The sequence below is a fragment of the Microcoleus sp. B6-A1 genome, assembly GCF_036705085.1.
GTDB lineage: Bacteria > Cyanobacteriota > Cyanobacteriia > Cyanobacteriales > Microcoleaceae > Microcoleus.
Genome location: NZ_JAUBTU010000006.1, coordinates 1 through 23,892, shown reverse-complemented (window position 1 = coordinate 23,892; position 23,892 = coordinate 1). Strand labels below are relative to the sequence as shown.

Here is a 23,892-nt window from a genome sequence, read left to right as displayed (position 1 = left end):
TTGCAAAACCAACAGATATTAGTATAGCACTCCTTGCCGGAGTCGTAAAGTTTTACCCCAGCCCAACCCTCCCCTTAGCAAGGGGAGGGAGTAAGAAATTTACCAATAATTTAGGATGAACATATAAAGATATATTGGCAAAAAAAGGCAGCTTTTATACGTTTTTTTGAGATTTACTTGAAACAATTGAGTTTTAAAGAGTGCCTAAGTTGGGCTAGATAAATTATTTGCTGAGTGCCATAAAGCGCAATTAAAAAGTAGCTATAGCGGTGCTAATATGGGAAAAAAAGGTTATTCTCAGGCAAAATACAGCATAATTTGGCTGACCCAGCACTCTTATTTTATTAATAAAACAAGTCAAGTCTGAGGATTGTAGCAATAATATTTAAAGACTTTTATTGTGTGTAATTTATAATGGGGGGGCAAATTAATATCAATTCGGGTAGCATGGGAATAGTAAAATCCCCTCAACAGTCTACAATCTAATCCATCTGCGTTAATCTGTGTTTATCAGCCCTAATCTGCGGTCAAAAAAAGATAATTTATTCACCGCCCAGGACAAGGGATTGACGCAGATTCACGCAGATGAAAAGAATAGAGATAGGAATAATTCCGATGCTAACAGATTTGATATCAATGGGCCGGGCGATAGTCTAATTTTACCAAGTAGAGGAGTGTTGGGTTCACCAAAACTGCTACCAGCAGGCGATCGCCATCCTTGAGCTTGATTGTGGGATCAGCAGCAAAGACTGCTGCAAGATGCGGTCAATCGATTTGAGATTTGAGATTTGAGATTTGAGAATTGAAGAAAGCGCTCCCACTGATAAATCCGGGGGCTGGTGATGAGCAGTCGCAGCTTTTTTCTCGCTTCACGGATGAATCCGGCGGGCCCGGACGACATTGCTTGATTGTCAAATTAGTCGGTGAGACAGAGACGGCGATCGGCTATAATAAAGAACTAGAGGAAAAGAACACCGAAAACCCGAAAATATGGTTGCCATCCAAAGAAATCTCAACATTGCCGCGCTAGAAGCAGAATACAGTCAAAAAACACCGCGAGACATTCTCAAATTTGCCCTAGAAAATTTTGACAATATCTCCATTTCTTTCAGCGGGGCTGAAGATGTAGTTCTGATCGATATTGCCTCAAAAATCACCAAGAATTTCCGCGTTTTCACCCTAGACACCGGACGATTGCACTCGGAAACTTATCAGTTTTTGGATCAAGTCAGAAAACATTACGGCATTAAATTAGAAGTAATGTTTCCCGATGCAGCAGAAGTACAAGCCCTAGTAGAAGAAAAGGGATTGTTTAGTTTTTATCAAGACGGTCACAAAGAATGCTGTGGGGTGCGGAAAGTCAAGCCGCTGCGCCGCAAACTGAATACTCTCGATGCTTGGATTACAGGTCAGCGCAAAGACCAAAGTCCCAGTACCCGCAACGGTATTCCGGTCATTGAAGTTGACACTGCATTCTCAACTCCAGACCATGAATTAATCAAATTCAACCCCTTAGCAAACTGGTCTTCGGCAGAGGTTTGGGAATACATTCGCGCTTTGGATGTGCCTTACAACAAGTTGCACGAACGCGGTTTTGTAAGTATTGGTTGCGAACCTTGTACGAAGCCGATATTGCCGAACCAACACGAACGCGAAGGTCGCTGGTGGTGGGAAGAAGCGACCGTAAAAGAGTGCGGTTTGCACGCTGGTAACGCCCAAACATAGTTTAAATCACTTAAGGAGTAAGGTGCGCTAGGCTCACCAAACGAATAGTAGGGTGCGCTGGGCGCACCTTACCCAAGAATAAATGCACTTCACATAAATCGTAGCGGAAGAATTCGCAATTAAAATAAACACAAATTAAGCAGAGCTTGCCCTTAAACTTTGATAGAATGATCGACATTCAGAATAAATGCTAGCCGAAGAATTCGCAATTAAAATAAACACAAATTAAGCAGAGCTTGCCCTTAAACTTTGATAGAATGATCAACATTCAGAAAAGTTTTTAAAGTAGGTACTATATGCTCGCGTCAACTAGCGAATTGCTGAACACGGCTTTGAGAAATGGTTATGCGATCGGCGCTTTTAACGTCTACAACCTAGAAGGAGTCAAAGCCGTCATCAAAGCGGCCGAAGCGCTGCACAGTCCTGCTATACTGCAAATTCACCCCAGTGCCCTCCAATACGGAAAATCGCCTTTAGTCGCGCTGTGCATCAAAGCGGCCCGCAAATCTTTAATGCCGATCGCAGTACACTTAGATCACAGCACCTCAGAAAAAGACATTGACCTCGGCCTAGGTGCGGGCATTAAATCAATTATGGCAGACGGTTCTTTTTTGCCATACGAACAAAACTTAATATTTAGCCGGGAAATGACTAAATTAGCCCACGCTAACGGTGCGGCAGTGGAAGCAGAAATCGGCAGAATTAGTGGCCGGGAAGACGGTTTGACCATCGATGAGAAAGCCGCAAGGATGACCGATCCCGTAGCAGCAGTAGAGTTTATCAAAGAAACTAATGTGGATTTTTTAGCCGTAACGATTGGTAACGTTCACGGCAAATATTTAAGCGAACCAAAACTAGATTTTCCGCGTCTGGCAAAAATCCGGGCTGCTGTTTCAGTGCCGTTAGTGATGCACGGTGCTAGCGGTTTGCCCGAATCAATGATTCATCAATGTATTGAATTCGGAGTATCGAAATTTAATGTGAATACAGAAGTTCGCGAAGCTTATATGGACGTGTTAAAAAGTAGCATTTCTGAGGCCCATCCGGATTTGTTGGAAATAATGGAAAAAGCTATCAATGCCATGCGATGGGTCATTTCTGACAAACTGCAACTTTTCGGTTCTGTCGGTAAAGCTTATTTGCATCACTCTCCCTACGCGGATGACTTGACCGCAAAGAGTACCAGAAACAAACAAACAAGCCGCAACCAATCAAGTTTTGATCAAATGTTAAAGCCTGTGTATAGTGAGGCTTTCTGTCTTCTTGTGAAGTAAAAAAACTCAAGTCCTGACTGCGAACCATTTTGTAGTCAGGACTTCAGTCTTCTCTAACCGTTTAAAAATCGATCGGGATCGATGCCAGATTCCCGCAGCCGCCGAATTAAAGACTGCAATTGAGCTTCCGCTGACTCGGCCCGCTGCCGTTGCTGTTCCGCTTCCGTCAGAATCCAATTGCCATCAACATCATACCAGCGCAACCACAGTCGATCGATTCCTTGAAACTCTCCTTGCCACAAACCCAAGCCCAAACCTAGGTCAGGAATCCACACTCGCGACTCAGGCAATTCTAATTCTTGATAGTGTCCGCCCTTCAATTCAAACACTCGCAATTTGTTAGTATAGCGGCTGAAAACGGCATAAACAGGAACCCGCAAAATTTGCTCGTAAACCTCCCATTTTCTCGGCGGTTCCTCCTTCCTATCCGGCTGCAAAACTTGCCCGTTACCCGCAGTGTTTCCCGACTGAAGTGGCAACTTTTCTTCATCGGTATTGTCGCCTAAATCTTCTTTTTCCGTTCCCGGCGAAAGTAGTTCTACAATTACAAAAGGATTCACGCCTTCCTGCCAAGTAACGTAACTCATCCGCAGTTCGGATTGATCGTAAAGTCGGGGAACTCCCACAACTCCAAACCAATCCGGCCGCTTGTGCCACAAAGTGTGCTGCACGTCATAATAAAGGTTCATGTCGGTGCCGCTAAATATCTCAGAAGCCGGATAATTCCGAGGCCGAAACGTCAGGCTCAACAACTGCGGCTGCAAATCGTGAAATTCGTCAGGCAAACCAGGTTCCTCCGGGTCTTCGCTAGGTAAATCGTACATCGTCGGCAGCGTTTCTCTGGGCGATCGCGGCGGATCGGTTTGCGGCACAGGATATTTAAAAGGCAACATATAATATTGAGCAATGACTGCATTTATGCTAACATCATGGGAACATCCCAATGATGCTTTCACAGGAGTGCAAGCCGGAGAGCTAGAAGCGAGATATATCGGCTTTGCTGTGCGGGACGAGCGCACTCCTAGAAAACGATTTTAACAAAATCGGGATGATCCCTTTTCTTCCTCTCTTCTGTGAAGTTAATCTAAAATCTAAAATCTAAAATCTAAAATCGACTGATCCGAACTTCTGCACTATGATCGACATTCCTCAACTGATTGCTCAAGAACTTTCCATCAATCTGTCTCAAGTCAATAATGCTCTGGAACTTTTCGCAGAGGGAGCAACTATTCCGTTTATTGCCCGATACCGCAAAGAACGCACGGATTTGCTGAATGAAATTCAGTTGCGGGATATCTCCGATCGCTTCACCTATCTGACGGAAATAGAAGACCGCAAAAAATCGATCTTAGATACGATTAGCTCTCAGGGGAAACTCACTGAAGAACTGCAAGCTAAAATCGAATCGTGTTTGCAAAAAAACGAACTAGAAGACCTTTATCTGCCTTACAAACCCAAGCGGCGGACGCGAGCGACAATTGCTAGGGAAAAAGGTTTGGAACCGCTGGCGAATTTTATCAAAAGTCTGAACTTGCCGACGGCTAAACCAGCAGACTTTGAGGCGGAAGCAGCTAAATACATTTCGGAAGAAAAGGGAGTTAAAACAGCAGAAGAAGCTCTCAAAGGTGCTGCGGATATTTTGGCGGAAGCGGTTTCGGAAAAAGCAGAATTGCGGGCTTATTTGCGAGAGTTTTTAATGAAAACCGGAGTCTTTGTCTCGAAAATTAAAGATGATTTCCCGGAAGGAAGCACTAAATTTGAAATGTACCGCAATTACCAAGTTGCAGCGAGAAGCGTTCAGTCGCACAATATGTTAGCGCTGTTTCGGGGGGAAACGGAAGGAGTCTTAGATTTGGAACTGGCGTTTGATGAATCCGCAGTGATGGCTTATTTGGAGGGTCAGGAAATTAGAACTAGGATACCGGAAGTTAAAGAGTTTTATCGATCGACCTTGAAGGATGCCTTCAACCGACTGATGAAGACTTCGTTAATTACAGAAGTACGATCGCACAACAAAGCCGTCGCTGATATCGAGTCGATCGCCACTTTTGAAACCAACCTCCGCGAGTTGCTGCTGTCGGCGCCGGCGGGGATGAAACCGACATTGGCGATCGATCCGGGATTTCGCACGGGGTGTAAAGTTTCCGCCCTCGATGAAACCGGGCAATTTTTAGAATATCAAGCAATTTTTCCCCACCAAGCGGCCGCTCAGCGACAACAAGCGGGTAAAATTGTCAAGCATTTAATTAAAAAATATAAAATTGAATTAATCGCGATCGGCAACGGTACAGCTTCTCGCGAAACAGACGAATTTGTTTCGGAAGTTTTGGCAGAAATGGAAAGAAAACCGATTAAAGTCATGGTGAATGAATCCGGTGCATCGATTTATTCAGCAAGCGAAGTGGCGATCGCCGAATTTCCCGATCTCGACATCACCGTCCGCGGCGCAGTCAGCATCGGACGGCGCTTGCAAGACCCCCTCGCCGAACTCGTGAAAATCGACCCGAAATCAATAGGAGTCGGTCAATACCAGCACGACGTTGACCAAAAACTGCTCAAAAAGAAACTCGATGAAACAGTCGAAAGCTGCGTTAATTATGTCGGAGTTGACTTAAACACAGCATCCAAAGAACTGCTGACATTTGTATCGGGAATGACGGCAACAGTTGCCAAAAATATCGTTAATTACCGCAACGAAAACGGCGCATTTAAAAATCGCCGTCAACTCCTGAAAGTTCCCAAACTCGGCCCAAAAGCTTTTGAACAAGCAGCCGGGTTTCTCCGCATTCGCGGCGGAGAAAACCCCCTAGACAATACAGCAGTTCATCCCGAAAGTTATCCTGTCGTGCAGGCGATCGCCAAGGATTTAGACTTGCCGCTGACAGGAATAACACAAATATCGGAAAAAATCAAGACGGTAAACATCAAGAAATATGTTACAGAGAAAGTCGGAGAACCAACACTCCGAGACATTATTTCCGAACTAGAAAAACCCGGAAGAGACCCGCGCGCCGAGTTTAAATATGCTACTTTCCAAGCAGGAATTAAAGAAATCTCCGATTTGCAAGTTGGGATGGAATTAGAAGGCATAATCACGAATGTAGCTAACTTTGGAGCCTTTGTTGATGTGGGAGTGCACCAAGATGGTTTGGTTCACGTTTCTCAATTAGCCGATCGCTTCGTAGATGACCCCAAACAGATTGTTAAAGTCGGACAAGTTGTGAAAGTGCGGGTTTTGGAGGTGAATGAGAAGTTAAAGCGGGTTAGTTTGACGATGAAGCTGCAAGAAAAACCGCAACCGCAAAATGGCAATAGTGCGAGGCTTCCGGCCCCGCGCAGGCGTTAAAACTTTGGGGAAAGGTGAAAAAGGGCGATGGCGTCCCGCTTGCAGCCCGTGCTACGGCTATAATTATGTAATCCTCACCAACCTCAAAATTATATGGTTGCAAGTAAAAGCGACACCTATGTCTCCCCTGAAGATTATTTAGCAGGCGAGAAAGTCAGCCCCATCAAACACGAGTACAGACAAGGTGAAATCTATGCAATGGCAGGGGCAAAAAAAGCTCACGCCATCATTAGTCTCAATGCAGCAATTTTGCTGAGAAATCATCTTCGGGGAAGTGGCTGTATACCTTACGTGGCAGATGTAAAAGTTCGGATTGAGGCAGCAAATTGTTATTACTATCCCGATGTAGCGGTGACTTGCGATGAACGGGACAGTAATACTGATGAAGATTTTATTATCTACCCGCGCTTAATTGTGGAAGTTTTATCGCCGACAACAGCGGCTTTTGACAGAGGCGATAAATTTGCTGATTACCGCACTTCTGAAAGTTTGCAAGAGTATGTATTAATTAATCAAGAAAGAGTTAGTGTAGAGTGTTTTCGCCGGAATGCCGAGGGTTTGTGGGTGCTTTATCCTTACAGTCAAGGACAAGAAGTTCAGTTTGCTAGCGTTAATTTTAGCTGTGCGATCGAGACATTGTATGAAGATGCGATCGAGATTAGTTGATTTTAATTACTCTAGAATCACTGGAATAATTCGTAATTATATCTTGAATATGATTGAACCGCGAAGACGCGAAGGAAGAGAAAAGAAGAAGAAGCTGGTAATTGCTATTTTTTCTTGCTAGCTTTCCAAGTGCCACCGTAGAAGTAAAAAGGATTGTTTTTACTTACCGATTCCCAACATTTAAGACATAAAAAAAACCACTGCCCCGACTCGTCATACCGGGCGCGGTAGAGAGTCGGGGCAGATTGGGAACAGCGATCGCAAAATTTGATTCTGATTGCCCTGGCCATTGTTACTCAGTTTTAAACAATAACGGATTCTTGAGGGCGGGCGAATATCATGCGGCCGGCGCTTGTTTGCAGGGCGCTGGTGACTACGACTCTGGCTTCGCCACCGACATAGCTGCTTCCTGCTTCTACGACAACCATTGTGCCGTCATCCAAGTAACCGATTCCCTGCGAGGGTTCTTTGCCTTCTTTGCGGATTTTTAGTTCGATCGTATCTCCCGGCAAATAAGTCGGGCGCACCGCATGAGTCAAATCGTTGATATTCAAAACCGGCAGTTTTTGGACGGTAGCTACTTTCGATAAGTTGTAATCGTTGGTGAGCAAAATGCCGTCGATATCTAAAGCAAATCGGACTAATTTCGCATCGACTGTGGCAATATCTTCGTAGTCTGCCGAGTGAATTTGAATGCGTTCTGGATATGTTTCTTTGATGCGGTTGAGTACATCTAAGCCGCGGCGTCCGCGCACTCGCTTTTGATCGTTGGCGGAATCAGCTACCAGTTGCAGTTCTTGGAGCACGAATTGTGGCACGATAATTTGACCTTCGAGGAAACCTGTTTCTAGCAAGTTTTCAATTCTGCCGTCAATAATGCAGCTAGTATCGACAACTTTGGCAGTTGCTGGTTTGAAAGTACCTTCGGTTAGCAACACCGTGTCAAAGCTTTTGGGGTTGATCAGTCGCAAGAAAGCGCGGCCGTGGGTGTCGGTCAAACTGACGCCTGTGAAGCCGAACATGACGCTACCCAAGACTGCGACTAAAGGTTTGATGAAGCCGAACTCGCGGGGAATTGGCAGCAGGAATAGCGGAGCCAGCATTAAGTTGGCTACTAGCAGTCCGATGATTAAGCCGATCGCCCGCGTCAGCAGCATCTCCACCGGCATATCGCGGACTTGTTTTTCCAGCCGGCGGTAGGTTGTTTGAGCCACTAATCCCATCACGAAGCCGATTAATGCTCCAAAGGAACCTAGTACAGAACTTAAGCCTTGTATATTTGTAACTTGCTGCAGGAGATTGCTCGGCAGGAGTTCGACTCCGTAATAGCCGATGCCTCCGCCTGCGATTATGAATGAGATTATTATGATTGCGTCTAGCATTAGTTCTAGGTTAATGAATTTATTCCTATTATATCTTTCTAGTGCTGATACTTGTTTTCATGCTTTGGTCGGATCTCGCTATATTTGCTGAGGGATTTTTATAAACTTATATTTACCCGTTGTACCCTTTGGGGGATGTGCGAGGGAGTCGATCGGAATTTACCACGCCCCACCGAAAGCAGGCACGAGGTGCGAATAGACCGCGCTGCGGGCTGTTGGCGAATTTTGGCTGCTCAAAATCGGTACGAGTTTAAATCAAAAGAGCCGTAGCACGGGCTGCAAGCGGGACGCCATCGTTCGCAGCGCTTTTTTGGTAAGGAAATGTCATAATATACATAATTATTCATGATTGTTTAATTAAAACTTTAGATTTGAAGTTGCGCTTTCGGCTTGAGATGTAATGAACCCTCCCACAGATTATTTAACATTTGAATTTAAAAAAAGTGTGCAAGCGGCAAATTCCGGGATTCCTAGTTCGGCTTACCTGCACATACCTTTTTGTCGCCGCCGCTGTTACTACTGCGATTTTCCGGTTTTTGTGGTGGGCGATCGCAAAAATGGCGAGAATTCCGGCACAATCGTGCAATACGTTGCTGTACTGTGTCAAGAAATTCAAGAAACTAAAAATTTAGGCGCATCTCTCAAAACAGTTTTTTTTGGTGGCGGCACGCCTTCGCTGCTTTCTGTCAGTCAGTTGAGCAATATTTTAGAGACTCTCGACGGCAAATTTGGGATTTCTGCTGAGGCGGAAATTTCTATAGAAATAGATCCGGGTACGTTTACTTTAGAACAGTTGCGGGGATATGCAGCGGCGGGAGTAAATCGAGTTAGTTTGGGAGTACAAGCTTTTCAGGATGAATTGCTGCAAGCTTGCGGGCGATCGCACTCTGTCGCTGATATTTTTGAAGCTGTGGAAATAGTGCGATCGGCTGGTATTGTCAATTTCAGTTTAGACCTAATTTCGGGACTGCCCCACCAAACTTTAGAAAACTGGGAAGCTTCCCTGAAATCGGCGGTGGAAATTAGCCCGACTCACCTGTCGAGTTACGACTTAATTGTTGAGCCCTTAACTGCTTTCGGGCGCTACTTTGAAGCAGGCGCGCAGCCGCTACCAGCAGATGAAACCGCTGCTGGTATGTACCGTTTAGCGCGGGAAATTCTGACTGGTGCTGGCTACGAACATTACGAAATTTCTAATTACGCTCGATCGGGCTATCAGTGCCGCCACAACCGCGTTTATTGGGAAAATCGCCCTTATTACGGTTTGGGAATGGGGGCGGCGAGTTACGTGGAAGGCCGGAGGTTGACTAGACCTCGCAAAACTCAAGAATATTATCAGTGGGTGCGATCGATCTCTGGCCTCAATTCCCCAGCTACTCCACAAATTGGGGGGGAAACCCCGCAGGATATTTACCCAGCAAATGAGCAAAATTTTCAAGTCTCAGAAAATGACATTTTGTTAGAAACGCTGATGCTAGGTTTGCGTTTAGCAGAAGGAGTTAGCCTGTCGGCGCTGACTCAAAAGTTTACTCAGCAAACGGTTGATAAAATTTGGCGTTGTTTGCAGCCCTACTGGCGGCAAGGATGGGTAGAAATTATCACTGCGGATGGGGCGATCTCAAATTTAGGTGAGGGCGCGAAACTGCCACTGTCGGGCAATTTGAGGTTGAGCGATCCCGAAGGTTTTTTATTTTCTAATACAATTTTAGCCGATTTGTTCAGCAACTTAGGCGAAGATAATTAGCTCTGTCTGAGGAAGTATACCCCCTGACAAGCGCGATCGGCAGTAAAGCCGGGGCCGCCAATGCGATCGGAAGCAAATTAAATTGCTCCCTCGCTTTATACTGTCAAAAATAATATATTTTCTATCGATCCCTCAACAAAACTTAAGGCAAACTAAGCCTTCAGATAGAGGCCACGACTGCACTTCAGCCGTCATACTTAAGACTGAACATTTAAAAAGTAATTTAATGAACACTATAACTATCGAGCGCCAAGAAACCCAAAACCAGCCCTGCCTTGTAATTAGCGATCGCGGTTGCAATCCGGCTTCCAAGTGTAATTTTTGCGGTCACTACCAACAGGCAAGAGGTTCAGTCGGTCACTGTCAATTGTTGAATGCACCTGTTAAGGGAGGATGGAAATCTTGCACTTTAGCAATGCCGGCTTTTGCACCTTCTTGGGAATAGGGGGAAGGCGCTGATGTTTCCCCGGAGAAATTTATTAATTAACCCAAAGAATGTAAAAAAAATGTATAAAAAATTCTGTTTTAACTGGGAATATGCTATAATAAGATTAGGCCTTTCGCCACTCGCTCGCACCATTGCACAAACAAGTTAAAAAGATGAATTTGACACTAAATCAGGTAATTTCCGAAGGTCATACGCGCATTTTGTGTTGGTATCTAAATAATACTAGCAAAGTGCAAATCGCTCGCATTACAAATATTCCTAATTGGTATTTTGAGCGGACAGTGTTTCCGGGAGAGCGTTTTTTGTTTGAAGCGCTGCCGGAAGCTCAGTTAGAAGTTTGCAGGAGTGCGGATACGGGTGGTATAGTGTGCGAGCGAATTTTGTGCGATCGGCTGCGAGTTGAAGAATTAAGCACGGCTGATTGAAGATAATTCCCCAGACTTACCAACGAGAGGTAGAAACCCGGTTTTTTTCAGAAACCGGGTTTCTCTGTATGATTATAAAAACTCGGTTCGCGATCGCACTTGCGACATCACAAAGCCCATGTCTTCGTAGATTTCTCGTTACTAAGCCCAAAATTCGTATAAACTCACATCTTGCACCATTCTCGCTTAACAGGCTCTCCGGCCTGTTCCACAAAGAGTAGATTTTCTTGTGGAACAGGCCGGAGAGCCTGTTCCTAAAAAGCTTATTGACAATGGTGCAACATCTTAGTATAAACCGGGATTCTCGCCACCCCATGCGTCAGCCCTGAAACTGTCGCAAATGTTAATCTAAGTTAAATTATAAAAAATCCACCACTGTTTAATACTAAAACCCGATGTCCCTCACCGAACAAATCCTCTCCCAACTGCCAGGAGACGCCCTCGGAGGCCTGAGAAAAGTCGATCGACTCTGGGAAAACCTCAAACAAAACACCACACCAGCACCCCAAGCAGTCAAACACAGCCAACAACCCCTCGAAACCCTCGACTTCGACATAGTTATCGGCGGCGGAACCCTAGGAATATTAATCGGTACAGCCTTAGCCGTGCGGGGTTGGCGAGTAGCCTTGCTTGAACGCGGCACCCTGCGCGGACGCGATCAAGAATGGAACATTTCTCGCAAAGAATTAGACGCATTCTTAGAACTAAATTTGCTATCTGTTGAAGAGATAGAAAAGGCCATAGCCACCGAATATAACCCAGCCCGCATCAGCTTTGCCAACACCCCAGACATTTGGGTGCGCGACGTACTCAACATCGGAATAGACCCAGTTTATCTCCTAGAAACCCTCAAGCAGCGATTCCTCCAAGCTGGAGGCGAACTATTTGAAAATACACCATTTAAAACAGCAACCATTCACCCGGATGGAGTCCTTGTAGAATCGGCCAACACCGATACACAACCTGCTCCAAATTTATTTAAAACCCGATTATTATTAGACGCAATGGGACATTTTTCGCCTATTGTCCGCCAAGCTAGACAAGGGAAAAAACCCGACGCCGTATGTTTAGTAGTCGGTAGTTGCGCTCAAGGATACCCCAAAAACGACACGGGCGATATATTTGCATCCTTCACCCCAATGCAAAATCAGTGCCAATATTTTTGGGAAGCATTTCCAGCCAGAGACGGCCGCACCACCTACTTATTTACCTACATAGACGCCGACACAGAAAGATTCAGTTTAGAAACATTATTTGAAGAGTATTTGCGCTTGCTTCCCCAATATCAAAACGTCGAACTCGAACAGTTAAAATTCCAAAGAGCACTCTACGGATTCTTCCCCTGCTATCGCCAAAGTCCTCTCAAAACGCCTTGGAATCGCATACTCCCAGTCGGAGACAGTAGCGGTAGCCAATCTCCCCTCAGCTTCGGCGGTTTCGGCGCAATGGTACGCCACCTCAAACGCTTGACTCTAGGAATTGACGAAGCTTTGACAAGCGACAGTCTCAGCAAAAATTCCCTCGCACTTTTGCAACCCTACCAGCCGAATCTATCTGTCACCTGGTTGTTTCAGCGTTCGATGAGTGCTGCGATGAATCAAAAAATAGACCCCAATCAAATCAATCAACTTTTGGCTGCCGTATTTCAGGTAATGGAAGAGTTGGGAGAACCGGTACTCAAACCGTTTCTTCAAGATATCGTGCTGTTTCCGGCTTTGTCCCAAACCCTGTTTAAAACAGCAATTAGCCATCCCGGATTAGTTATGAAAATTATCCCGCAGGTTGGAATAGCTAATTTGATCGATTGGATGGTTCATTATGTGAATTTAGGACTTTATACGGGATTGCAGCCTTTGGGAAAAGCCGTAGAACCGCAGGTGAAAAATTTACCACCGGAACAGCAATACTATTTTCACCGATTAGTTGAAGCGTGGCAATACGGCGCTGGAGGCGATTATTAAGTGATAAATTGTGGCACGGGCATCTTGCCCGTGGCAAATATATGAACAGGCTTTCCGGCCTGTTCCACAACACAATATAATTTATTGATTCATGAATTAATTAATTAATTAATTGTGGCACGGGCATCTTGCCCGTGGCTAATATATGAACAGGCTTTCCGGCCTGTTCCACAACACAATATAATTTATTGATTCATGAATTAATTGTGGCACGGGCATCTTGCCCGTGGCTAATATATGAACAGGCTTTCCGGCCTGTTCCACAACATAATTATATATGAACAGGCTTTCCGGCCTGTTCCACAACATAATTATATTAGTTGTGAGTTATGAAGGAGCTATAACTGCTAAAGCTTGGGGAATCACTCGAAATTTTGCAGGCGTGTAAGTTGTGATTTCACCGTCAGTATTAATGGGACGGCGTTTGCTAGTATTAACCTCAAATTCTTGAGCGTGCAAGGCGCGAACGTTAGGCGAACTGGTATAATTTCCTTGCCTCATAGCCGGCAGCAAACCCAGGATTTCCCACCAGTTTTTTGTTTCCAAACTGTACAAATCCAGTCGCTTGTCGTCGATGGTGGCATCCTCGGCAACTGTCATCCCACCTCCGTAATAGCGGCCGTTGCCAATGGCAATTTGAATAGTTTTAACCTTAAAAGATTGGTTTTTTACCTTAATTTCTGCTCGAAACGGTCGCGCTGACAAAATTGTCTGCAAAGCAGTAAAAGCATAAGCTAAAACTCCCCAGCGCTGCTTGACGTTTTTAGTCAGCCGCTGGGTAATTTGCACGCTTAGTCCCAAACTCGCCACATTAAAAAAATGTTGGCCGTTAACCCAACCCAAGTCTATTAGCCGAACTTTATCGCTGGCAATTACTTGACAAGCTGCTGATAAATCAGTAGGAATTCTCAGAGTACGGGCTAGGTCGTTAGCCGTTCCCATGGGCAAAATACCCAAGGGTAACTTGGTGTCTATCAAACCTTCTATGGCGGCGTTGAGAGTGCCGTCGCCACCGCCAATTATTACTAATTCGACTCGATTTTGGTAGCGGCGAATCGTGTCGGAAAGTTCGTGGGCGTGGTCGGTAGACTCTATAATTAACTCAAAACCCAGTGCTTCTAATTTTACAGTGGCTTGAGATAATAGCTTTTGCCCTTTTCGGGAGTGCTGGTTTACTAAAAGTAGAGCTTTCTTCATTTGTTAATTTTAAATTAGCAATATTTGGTCTTTTAAATTACAAAAAGTATAGCTTGATGCCTTAACTGCATGAAATTAATGCTTTACTTCCATTTTACCAGTTATGATGGATTGACAAAAATGTTAAAAAATGGATAAATGTAGCAAAAGATTCCTAAAAAGTAGCTCCCTCCCGCTCTGACCTAGCAGCAAAAAACCTCGCTTCTCGATCGCCACTAAATTAAAATCATGTCTAACTTTTTAGAACAAGCGCAAGTCGCTGCCGATCACCAAAACTGGCCTGGGTTAGTCGAATGCTTGCAGCAAGTGACAGCCGACGGTAGCAAGCCGCAGGAACAACACATTTTAGAGCAAGCTGTCAGTTTAGCAATAGAAGCCTTAAAATGGGGCGATTTTCAAGACCGCTGGGAAATTGCTAAAGTATTGCCAAATCTGGGAAATGGCGCGATCGCACCTTTAATTGCCGTGCTCGAAGACGAAGACGCAGACACCGAGCCCCGGTGGTTCGCCGCCCGCATCCTCGGAAAGTTCGTGAAGCGAAGCTATCCGGTAGGGAATCGCCCGGAAGTGATTCAAGCTTTAGTAGAATTAGTCAAAAATTCCGACGAAGAATTGAGCCAAATCGCCGCCGAAACCCTAGGGAATTTCGGCCCAACAGCTATAGAATCCCTCGCAACTCTCCTACTCCAAGAAGACTCGCGACAGTTTGCCACAGCAGCACTCGCCCAAATTCGGCGCACCGAAACCATCCCACCGCTGTTGAGCGTAGTCGGAGACTCTCAAGTTGGGGTGCGAGCAGCCGCAATCGAGGCCCTGAGTAGCTTTCACGATTCCCGCATCCCGCCGGTACTGGTAGCAGCACTCAAAGATCCGGCGACAGCAGTCAGAAAAGAAGCCGTGCGAGCTCTCGGCGCGCGCGCCTATTTAGATGCAGAATTAGATTTAGTTAACTTGCTCAAACCTTTGCTTTCCGACATTCGATTAGAAGTTTGTCAGCAAGCGGCGATCGCGATCGGGCGAGTGAAAACCGATGCTGCAGCGGCTGCTTTATTTGAATTGCTGCGATCGCCAATAACTCCGGTTGAATTGCAAATCGAAACTGTGCGCGCCCTAAGCTGGATGGAAACTGCAACGGCTTTAGCATATTTACATCACACATTAATGGCGCAATTTAATAACATAAATTATACCGTTTGTCAAGAGATAGTCACTGTTTTAGGGCGAGTAGAAAAGCCGGAATTAAAAACTGCTGCTGCTGAAATTCTGATTGATTTGCTGAAAACAAATCATCCGGCCCTGCAGGAGGCCGTCAGCAAAAAATTGTTAGCTTTAGGTTTAGGAAAATTAGGAGATATGAGAGGGCTAGATGCTCTAATTTCAATGTTGGGCGACGAAGACAGCAGCGTCAGGCTGCACTGCATGGCAGCGCTCAAACAGCTAGGTGCTGCCGAGGCTAGGCAGAAATTAGAAAGCTTAGTTAAGCAAGACAATCTCGAACCAAGATTGAAACAAGGAATTGCGATCGCCCTGCAAGAATGGCAATAAAATCAAGAGCGAGCTGATTTGCGGAGAACATTTAAATATAGGGTGCGCCATCAACACCTTACCTAGAACTTAAATATTGAATTTTGAACTCGATAACTGAAAAATCAAAACTTTAGCTGTGCTCAATTGGCAGCCGCACTCCGAAAGTCGAGCCTAGTCCTTCCCCAGGACTTTCGGCCCAGACACTGCCGCCGTGGAGTTCCACGAGATGGCGGACGATCGCCAATCCCAGTCCCAGCCCGCCGTAATTGCGCGTAGAAGTGCTGTCAGCTTGGCGGAAGCGATCGAACACAAAGGGCAAAAACTCCTTGCTGATGCCAATTCCCGTATCGCTGACAACGATCGAAACAGAGTGAACCGGAGACGGCCCAGACAAGATAGCGCCACCCGCTGCTCCCGGTTCCCCATCCTCCGAAAGCCTTATTTCCACGCGACCCGACGGCGGCGTAAACTTAATAGCATTCGAGAGCAAATTAGACACCACCTGCTGCAAACGAGTAGCATCGCCCCTCACCAAGCTCACCCCTTCGCCACAAAAACTCACCAATTCAATGCCCCTAGCTTCAGCATCAGGGCTCAGCGCCTTCACCGCCGTTTCTACAATCCGCGCCAAATCCACCGGGAACAGCTTCAAACACACTTTGCCACTCACAATCCGGGAAACGTCCAGCAAATCCTCTATCATCTGAGTCTGCAATCGCGCGTTTCGCTCAATAGTCTCCAAACCCACAGCCGTTTTTTCGGCACTCATCTGGCGCTGCCGCAGCATCTGCGCCCAGCCCAAAATGGCGTTCAGAGGCGTCCGCAACTCATGAGAAAGCGTTCCCAAAAACTCGTCTTTAATCCGGTTGGCCTCGGCTGCTTCCCGGTAAAGCCGCGCATTGTCGATCGCCACCGCCGCATCCCGCGCCAAATCCTCCAGCAAAACCAAATCCTCCTGCCCGCAGCGGCGGCCCGACTCTCCGCACAGCAACGAAATCGCTCCCAGCGTCCGCCCGCGAGCGATCAGCGGCACGCAGATTGCCGACAGCACCTGGGATTGGGATCGCAGCACCAACTGCAGTTCCCTGTCCGGCACAACCGCCTCGATCACCCATTCCGGTATTTCTGGGTAGAGCTTCGACTCACCAGTCCGTAGCACCTTTGCTACTCCGTGCCGTCCCTGGGGGTCTAGCGGCATACGCCGATCGATTTGCCACAGCAGAGCGACTTTGCTCGGATCTGAGTGAGCAACTGCTTGCAAGCGGATCGAGCCGTCGGCATCGAGCAAATGCACACAGCACCAATCCCCCAACCCCGGTACTGTTAAATCTGCCAAACCTTGCAGCGCCTTCTCGTAATCCAGGGAAGCCGACGACAGCAAAGCCAAAGCTTGAGCGTTAAAATAGGCTGTTTGGGCCGATCGCTGGCGATCGTCAATATCAGTACAAGTCCCGAACCATTTGAGAATTTTCCCCTCAGCGTCCCGCACGGGCAATGCCCTGCCCAGATGCCAGCGGTAAGCTCCGTCAGATGCCCGTTTAAAGCGGTATTCCACCTCGTAAGTCTTCCCTGTCTCGACCGAGATCTTCCAGCTTTCTACAGCATCTTCCACGTCATCTGGATGCAAAACTGGCTGCCACCCCCAGCCTTGAGTTTCCTCCAGCGTCAAGCCAGTATATTCAAACCAGCGCTGGTTGTAGTAGTCGAGCCAGCCGTCGGGTCTGGCAGTCCAAACTATTTGCGGGATGGCTTCAGCGAGGACGCGGTACAACTGTTCGCTGGCTTCGGCTTGGCGACGAGCGGCCTGTTCCCGCGCCAATGCCCAATTCCGCTGTTCTTCGGCTTCTTTGCGAGCGGTGATGTCGCTAATTACGCCGATCCATTTGCAGGGATTGCCTTGTTTGTCAAGCACTGCTTTGCCCCGATCGATCCAATGGAGCAAGCCACCCCGTTGGCACTGAACGCGGTATTCCTGAAAAAATGGGGCAGCAGAACTGTCTGGCGCACTCAAATACCGATCGACTGCGGCCAAAACTCGATCGCGGTCGATCGGGTGCAAGATACTGTTCCAAGCTGCTCTTGTCCTCGGAAATCCGCCTTTTGCGTACTCCAAATGTTCGTCTACGTGACCGAACCACAGCACGATCCCGGTCTCGATATCCCATTCGTAAATCAAATCACTGGCACTTTCTGCTGCAATCCTAAACCGCTCTTCAGACTGTCGCAGCACTTCCAGAAACTTAAAGCGTTCAGTCACGTCCAAAACCAGAGACAGCACCGATACCAACTGTCCCGAATCGCTGTAAAAAGCCGAATTGTACCACTCGCAGTTTACCAACGAACCCCTCTTATTATAATTGCGGTTGCGAACTACATTGCAGCAATTTTCGGGTTTTTTTAAACTATAAATTGCAGATTCTACCTCTGACAAATCGCCCTTAGAAATAAAGTTCCATTCGCTAAAATGCTTGCCTAAAACTTCTATTTTTTCCCACCCAAAAATCTTCTCGGCCGCCGGCGACCACCCGCTGAGACGAAAATTTTCATCCCACTCAATCACCGCTAGGGGCGTATTTTCAAAATGAGAAGTGAGTTTTTGCAGCGCCTCGCGCAGGGAGGCTTCTACTTGCTTGCGATTAGTAATATCGCCAAAAGAAATAGCAATGCCGTCGCCCAATTTAACAGTCATAATCCGAAACCACCCGACAATGCCTTCGTTGTTGTAATAAATCTCGGTATCAAGGGGAATTCCTGTTTCTACAACTTGGACGTAACGGTCGAACAAACCGCTATCTTTATGGCCTGGCAGCACTTGCAGCAATCGCTTGCCGATTAATTCCTCCGGGGTACTCTGCTGAATTTTTGCTGCAGCGGGATTGACGTATTCCCATTCAAAATCCACAATTGTGAATTCGTCGCGGATGCTGCGGAACACGTTAAAACCGTCTAGAGATAATTCCTGAAAAACGCGGAAGCGTTCTTCGCTTTCTTGCAGCTTGCCTACAGTGTCAAGCAGGAGATCCTCGACTCGCTCGCGCTGCGTTATTTCTGCAAGCAATTGCTGGTTAATTTGCTGGAGTTCGGTTGTGAGGGAGGGGACGGAATTTGTAATATCAGAGTCGGCTTGCAGTCGATCGACCTTTTCAGTTTCTAGCGCCGTATTTGCTGGTAAAGAGGCAGCCCCAGCCAAAGCCAACACTTGAGGAACCCAGGGTATCAGGGACGCTACAGCCCACAAAGAGATGATAGCGGTAACGGCGGCGATCGAACTTGACAGCCAGTAGCTGGGGTGCACCAGCATCCAAACTTGCATCAAGTAAGTTGTCCCGCCCCAGAAAAACCAGGCTCCCAATAGGATAAACCCCTTGCTCAAAGGCACGTCCCGCTGCTTCCGGGCATAGTATGTCAGAAGTGCTGGAATTGAATAATAAGCCAAGGCAATTAACACATCGCTGACCACCTGCAGTCCCATCAACTGGGGTTGCCACTGGCAACAGCCATCTTGCGGAATAAAATTGTGGTTAAATGACATAATCTTAATAAATGGCAGCATTTCGGCTTTCCTGTGCGATCGATCTTAGTTGCACTTGTGTTGCTGACCCGCTAATTTCTAGTTTATACACAAAAAAACATAAAACAAAAGTGACTTTAGTCCGGGGAGGAAAGTTCACCGCAGGCTTTAACCTGCCTGAAATCTTCGTACATTTATTGAGAGGTTTAGAGAGAGTGAGGTACTATAATTCCCAAGGAGGTACGAAATTCAATGCTATCTTTTGAATTCACAACTTACGGAAAAACAGAGCAATTGAGCGCACTTGATGAAGGGATTACTAGAGTGCCGTTCATTGAAACGGTTTAGCTAGCAACTGGCAATATTCGATAAATTCATCTTTATTGAATCTATTTTTTGATAAGTTTGCAGATTCAGAAATCCCTTCAACATAGGAAAATAGACCTCTACTTGGAGGCTCAGAAATCCTGCCGGAGCAGATTGATGCTTGGAGCGAAGCATCTCCGCCTCTGGCCCCGGAATCAAAACTAATCTGTACCTGTATCAAAGTCTACTAAATTCTGCTACTACATCGGTTAATGTCACAGATTATCTTCCAGTAAAATTTCTGAAACCATCTCGAATTAAACATCCATGCGCTTAGAGCAGCTTCAAGCATTTCTTTCAGTTGCTGAAACTGGTAGCTTTCAGCAAGCGGCCCGGAAGTGTGGCGTTACCCAATCGACTATTAGCCGCCAAGTGCAGGGATTAGAAGCGGAAGTGGGTTTGTCGCTGTTTCACCGCACGGCCCACGCGAAACTGACTGTGGGAGGGGAATGCCTACTGCCTCACGCTCGCAAAATCTGTCAGACTTGGCGAAATGCTGCTGAAGAATTGGGAGACTTACGGGCGGGAAAGCAGCCGGAACTTTGCGTGGCTGCGATTCACTCGGTTTGCGCTGCTTATTTGCCGCCTGTGCTGCAAAAGTTTTGTCGCGACTATCCAGACGTGCAATTGCGGGTGACTGCCCTCGGTAGCGATCGAGCTCTGAAAGTCCTCAAAGACGGTTTGGTGGACATAGCGGTGGTGATGAACAACCGCTATTTTACTCAAGCCCCGGAAATGTTGGTTGAGGTGCTCTACAATGAGCCGATCGAGGTGTTGATGGCGGCGGGTCATCCCCTGGCCCAGTACGATCGAGTACCTTGGCCGGAATTGATTTGTTACCCGCAAGTGGTGTTTAAGGACGGGTACGGAATGCAGCGGATGGTGCAAGAACAATTTGGACGCATGGGTGCTAAACTTCATGCTGTTTTGGAACTCAACACTCTTGATGCTTTTCGGGGTGTGGTGCGACAGGGAGAATTGATTGCTTTGCTGCCGCATTCAGCTTTGGTGGACGCCAAGGGCGATCGCACTTTAGCAATTCGGTCGATCGCCCCAGATCGGTCAAATTCCAAGGTTTCGACGATCGGTCAATTGGCCGCAGATCCGACTTGGACTCGCGAAGTGGTATTGGTGACAACTCACGATCGAATGCAAATTCCGCCGATCGCCCATTTCTGGAATCTGGTACGCGAATTTGTGCCCCCATTTGATGTAATCAAGCTAGAAAAATCAGGGAGTTAATACCATTTTATATTTTATATTTTAGATTGGGAATGACTGATGAAATAAGGGTTTGGACATTTCCAACAATTGCCTTCTTTTTGGGAAATGGTATAATTCGATAATTTTAAATAGATAGTTCTGAAATTTAAATTTAAAACGGTTCAAATACTACCAATTACCCCTTACCAATTACCAACTTCAAAAGTTATGAGTGACGCATTTAGAGAATTGCTGCGAAAAATTGGCAGCGGAGTACACACAGGAGAAAACTTAACTCGCTCCGAAGCAGCAGCAGCCACGCGGATGATGCTGCTGGGGGAAGCAACACCGGCTCAAATCGGAGCTTTTATGATTTCCCACCGCATTAAACGGCCCACTGGGGAAGAATTAGCCGGCATGCTCGATGCTTATGAAGAATTGGGGCCCCTTCTTGCCCCCCCAAACCGAGAAAAAGGGTTTTCCGTCTCTACCGTCGCCGTGTTTGGCGTTGCTTACGACGGGCGATCGCGCACGGCTCCAATTAGCCCTTTAACCGCCCTAATTTTAGCCGCGTCGGGCGTCCCAACCCTCATGCACGGGGGAGATACCATGCCAACGAAGGAAGGTATTCCCCTGATTGAAATTTGGCGCGGTTTGGGAGTTGACTGGAGAAAACTGAGTTTAGAAAAAGTCCAGCAAGTTTTTGACAATACGGGTTTGGGTTTTGTTTACCTTCCCAAGCATTTTCCTCAAGCCGCGGCTTTAGTACCCTACCGCCGCGAAATTGGTAAACGGCCACCTTTTTCGACAATGGAGTTGATGTGGTGTCCCTGTGCCGGCGACGTTAACGTTATATCGGGCTACGTCCACCCGCCGACAGAAGGTATGTTTCAAAAAGCCTTTGAGCTGCGGGGAATCAAAAATTATACCACAGTCAAAGGATTGGAGGGAAGCTGCGATTTGCCGCGCGATCGTACTGCGATTATCGGCATTGCTAAGCCGGATGCCGAGTTTGAACGAGTGCTTTTAGCTCACGGAGATTACGGTTTTAGCAACACAAATCCTGCCTTTGAATCAGCCCCTGAGTTATTCAAACAAATGCAGGAAGTTTTGCTGGGAAAACCATCGGAATTGATGCAGTCCGCTATCTGGAACGGCGGATTTTATCTGTGGCGTAGCGGAGTTTGTTTGGATATAAACTCGGGTTTAATTGAGGCAGAAACTTTATTAAGTCGCGGTCAAGTCGTGCAAAAACTTGAGGAAGTTAGCCAAGCGGTTAGTGTTTTGAGTTGAGAATGATTAATCAGGTTATGACTAAAGCAAACTGTCACAAATAGGGGTTGAAATTTAGGTATGTAGTTGCGCTTTAGCGCTCTTAAGCTGTTGCAGAATTTAAATTGCCTGTCAAAAAAAAATCAAAGTCTTGTGGGGAGTAGGGGTTGGGCGTCCCGCCCTGAATATACAATCTAAATGCGCGACAGCTTAGCTGAGGAAAGAGCACTAAAGCGCAACTACATACCTTTGTTTAATGTGCCAGTGGGTCTTAGTCTTAGAGGTTTTGTGCGCCATGCCCACCTACATTTATATTTTTTTCTTGGTCATAATGACTAGACCTATTGCAAAAAAAATATGTGTTATCCTTAAAAGTTGGCTCAAGTTTAGGTCAAACTTTGAATTATTGGGTTGATTGGCATCTCCTTAAACTTGCCCAGCCTGCTAGATTATAAAATTGGCTAAGCTTTCCACAATAGCACAAAATTTTTTTGCAATAGGTCTATTTATTACCCAATTAATTTTTGGACAATGGCATTAGTGTGCTTTCTTGGTGCCGTATCCTGATTCCTGCCCTTTTCTCCAACAAGCCAAATTTAATTGTCACAATAAAATAAATACTACGGAGAGACAAAGGACATGACGCGAGAGGAAGCAGTGTGGCGAATTGAGCGAGTTGCTAAGGAAAAATTAATAAAACTGAATTTGTCAAGCCTGGATTTGAAAGGATTACCACCAGAAATTGTCAAGTGTAAGCATTTGACAGAGCTTGACCTAGGTTTCAATAAGATTACTCAAATCCCAGATGCACTTGGGCATCTGTCGAATTTGACACTGCTTAACCTCTGTAGCAATCAGATTACTTCCATTCCAGAGGTGATCGGGCAACTATCCAATCTGACACGGCTTGACCTCCGTTGGAATGAGATTACCAAAATTCCAGAGGCGATCGGGCAACTGTCTAATCTGACACAGCTTGACCTCTTTAACAATAAGATTACGCAAATCCCAAAGGCGATCGGGCAACTGTCTAATCTGACACAGCTTGACCTCGGGTACAATCAGATTACCCACATCCCAGAGGTGATTGGGCAACTGTCGAATTTGGTACTGCTTAGCCTCTCCAAAAATAAGATTACCTCCATCCCACAATCGCTCGGGCAACTGTCGAATTTGACAGACCTTTACCTCGATTCCAATGAGATTACTCTTGGAATGGAGGTAATCGGGCAACTATCGAATTTGGTAGCGCTTGGCCTCTATAATAACAAACTTACCTCTATCCCAGACCCGATTTGGCAACTGTCCAATCTGACACGGCTTGGTCTTGGTGACAATCAGATCAGCTTCATCCCAGAGGCAATTGGGCAACTGTCTAAGCTGACACAGCTTAACTTTGACAACAATGAAATTACTTCCATTCCAGAGGCGATGGGGCAATTGTTGAATCTGACAGAGCTTTACCTCTCTATAAATAAAATTACCTCCATCCCAGAGGCGCTGGGGCAATTGTCGAATCTGATATGGCTTGACCTCAGCCATAATCAGATTACCTCCATCCCACAGTCGATTGGGCAACTGTCTAAGCTGGAATGGCTTTGTATCGATCACAATAAGATTACCTTTGTCCCAAAGACTCTTCGTAACCTGGAAAACCTGCAAACACTAGACTTGAGAGAAAACCCGCTCCCGCTTCCTCCCGAAATCCTCCCCAATCTAAAATCCTATAGACCAGGCGAGTTGTTTACCCTTCTCGACTCCTACTTCCTAACCCACATTCCGCACCCCCAACTGGCACATACGCGGATTGAGGGGGTAAAAGTGAATCATCCGAGACAAAGCGTG

The 23,892-nt window shown here is 46.4% G+C and carries 18 protein-coding genes; 14 read left to right on the top strand and 4 right to left on the bottom strand.

Features of this window, described 5'->3' with window-relative positions:
* The first annotated feature begins 566 nt into the window (after positions 1–566).
* The 4 genes from QUB11_RS03320 to QUB11_RS03305 all read left to right on the top strand — a co-directional run bounded on the left by QUB11_RS03320 (position 567) and on the right by QUB11_RS03305 (position 2,999).
* Positions 567–722 (top strand): hypothetical protein, encoded by a 156-nt coding sequence (locus tag QUB11_RS03320; protein ID WP_333389745.1) that lies wholly within the window; start codon positions 567–569, stop codon positions 720–722.
* Positions 723–802: 80 nt separating this feature from the next.
* Complete coding sequence (locus QUB11_RS03315) at positions 803–1,030, top strand: hypothetical protein (RefSeq protein WP_333389743.1); 228 nt, start codon at positions 803–805, stop codon at positions 1,028–1,030.
* A complete protein-coding gene (locus tag QUB11_RS03310; protein WP_333389741.1) occupies positions 991–1,725 on the top strand; it encodes a phosphoadenylyl-sulfate reductase in 735 nt (244 codons plus the stop codon). Before QUB11_RS03315 ends, QUB11_RS03310 begins: the two co-directional genes overlap by 40 nt.
* 296 nt (positions 1,726–2,021) lie before the next feature.
* Positions 2,022–2,999, top strand: a complete 978-nt coding sequence (locus QUB11_RS03305; protein ID WP_333389739.1) for a class II fructose-bisphosphate aldolase — start codon at positions 2,022–2,024, stop codon at positions 2,997–2,999.
* A gap of 53 nt (positions 3,000–3,052) precedes the next feature.
* Here QUB11_RS03305 and QUB11_RS03300 read toward each other — a convergent pair whose 3' ends face one another.
* On the bottom strand, positions 3,053–3,892 hold the full coding sequence (locus QUB11_RS03300; RefSeq protein ID WP_333389737.1) for a Uma2 family endonuclease: 840 nt from the start codon (positions 3,890–3,892) through the stop codon (positions 3,053–3,055).
* 242 nt (positions 3,893–4,134) lie between these two features.
* Between QUB11_RS03300 and QUB11_RS03295 the strand changes: the two genes are divergently transcribed.
* Both QUB11_RS03295 and QUB11_RS03290 read left to right on the top strand, forming a co-directional pair.
* Positions 4,135–6,345: a Tex family protein gene (locus QUB11_RS03295; RefSeq protein ID WP_333389735.1), complete on the top strand. Its 2,211-nt coding sequence runs from the start codon at positions 4,135–4,137 to the stop codon at positions 6,343–6,345.
* Between the two features lie 93 nt (positions 6,346–6,438).
* On the top strand, positions 6,439–7,011 hold the full coding sequence (locus QUB11_RS03290) for a Uma2 family endonuclease (RefSeq protein ID WP_333389733.1): 573 nt from the start codon (positions 6,439–6,441) through the stop codon (positions 7,009–7,011).
* A 302-nt stretch (positions 7,012–7,313) separates the two neighbouring features.
* Here the strand turns inward: QUB11_RS03290 and QUB11_RS03285 are convergent, their stop codons facing one another.
* Positions 7,314–8,393, bottom strand: a complete 1,080-nt coding sequence (locus QUB11_RS03285; protein WP_333389731.1) for a PIN/TRAM domain-containing protein — start codon at positions 8,391–8,393, stop codon at positions 7,314–7,316.
* A 400-nt stretch (positions 8,394–8,793) separates the two neighbouring features.
* Between QUB11_RS03285 and hemW the strand changes: the two genes are divergently transcribed.
* The 4 genes from hemW to QUB11_RS03265 all read left to right on the top strand — a co-directional run bounded on the left by hemW (position 8,794) and on the right by QUB11_RS03265 (position 12,971).
* Complete coding sequence (hemW, locus tag QUB11_RS03280) at positions 8,794–10,137, top strand: radical SAM family heme chaperone HemW (RefSeq protein WP_333389729.1); 1,344 nt, start codon at positions 8,794–8,796, stop codon at positions 10,135–10,137.
* A gap of 226 nt (positions 10,138–10,363) precedes the next feature.
* Entirely contained in the window at positions 10,364–10,582 is a 219-nt protein-coding gene (locus tag QUB11_RS03275; protein WP_333389728.1) for a hypothetical protein, read from the top strand.
* Between the two features lie 155 nt (positions 10,583–10,737).
* Complete coding sequence (locus QUB11_RS03270) at positions 10,738–11,010, top strand: DUF1830 domain-containing protein (protein ID WP_333057596.1); 273 nt, start codon at positions 10,738–10,740, stop codon at positions 11,008–11,010.
* Between the two features lie 395 nt (positions 11,011–11,405).
* Positions 11,406–12,971 (top strand): FAD-dependent oxidoreductase, encoded by a 1,566-nt coding sequence (locus QUB11_RS03265; RefSeq protein WP_333389726.1) that lies wholly within the window; start codon positions 11,406–11,408, stop codon positions 12,969–12,971.
* A gap of 327 nt (positions 12,972–13,298) precedes the next feature.
* On the opposite strand, the gene QUB11_RS03260 is transcribed toward QUB11_RS03265, so the two are convergent.
* Positions 13,299–14,168, bottom strand: coding sequence for a lipid kinase (locus QUB11_RS03260; protein WP_333389724.1), 870 nt, complete (start codon positions 14,166–14,168; stop codon positions 13,299–13,301).
* 228 nt (positions 14,169–14,396) lie between these two features.
* On the opposite strand from QUB11_RS03260, the gene QUB11_RS03255 reads away from it, so the two are divergent.
* The gene (locus tag QUB11_RS03255) at positions 14,397–15,713 is read left to right on the top strand and encodes a HEAT repeat domain-containing protein (RefSeq protein ID WP_333389722.1); all 1,317 of its coding nucleotides are present in this window, start codon (positions 14,397–14,399) and stop codon (positions 15,711–15,713) included.
* 112 nt (positions 15,714–15,825) lie between these two features.
* Here QUB11_RS03255 and QUB11_RS03250 read toward each other — a convergent pair whose 3' ends face one another.
* The gene (locus tag QUB11_RS03250) at positions 15,826–19,248 is read right to left on the bottom strand and encodes a PAS domain S-box protein (protein WP_333389720.1); all 3,423 of its coding nucleotides are present in this window, start codon (positions 19,246–19,248) and stop codon (positions 15,826–15,828) included.
* Positions 19,249–19,839: 591 nt separating this feature from the next.
* On the opposite strand from QUB11_RS03250, the gene QUB11_RS03245 reads away from it, so the two are divergent.
* The 3 genes from QUB11_RS03245 to QUB11_RS03235 form a co-directional block, all read left to right on the top strand.
* Positions 19,840–20,814, top strand: a complete 975-nt coding sequence (locus tag QUB11_RS03245; RefSeq protein ID WP_333389718.1) for a LysR family transcriptional regulator — start codon at positions 19,840–19,842, stop codon at positions 20,812–20,814.
* 189 nt (positions 20,815–21,003) lie between these two features.
* Positions 21,004–22,068, top strand: coding sequence for an anthranilate phosphoribosyltransferase family protein (locus tag QUB11_RS03240; protein ID WP_333389717.1), 1,065 nt, complete (start codon positions 21,004–21,006; stop codon positions 22,066–22,068).
* A 618-nt stretch (positions 22,069–22,686) separates the two neighbouring features.
* Positions 22,687–23,892 (top strand): leucine-rich repeat domain-containing protein (locus QUB11_RS03235; RefSeq protein ID WP_333389714.1); only part of this gene is annotated, 1,206 nt, incomplete at its 3' end.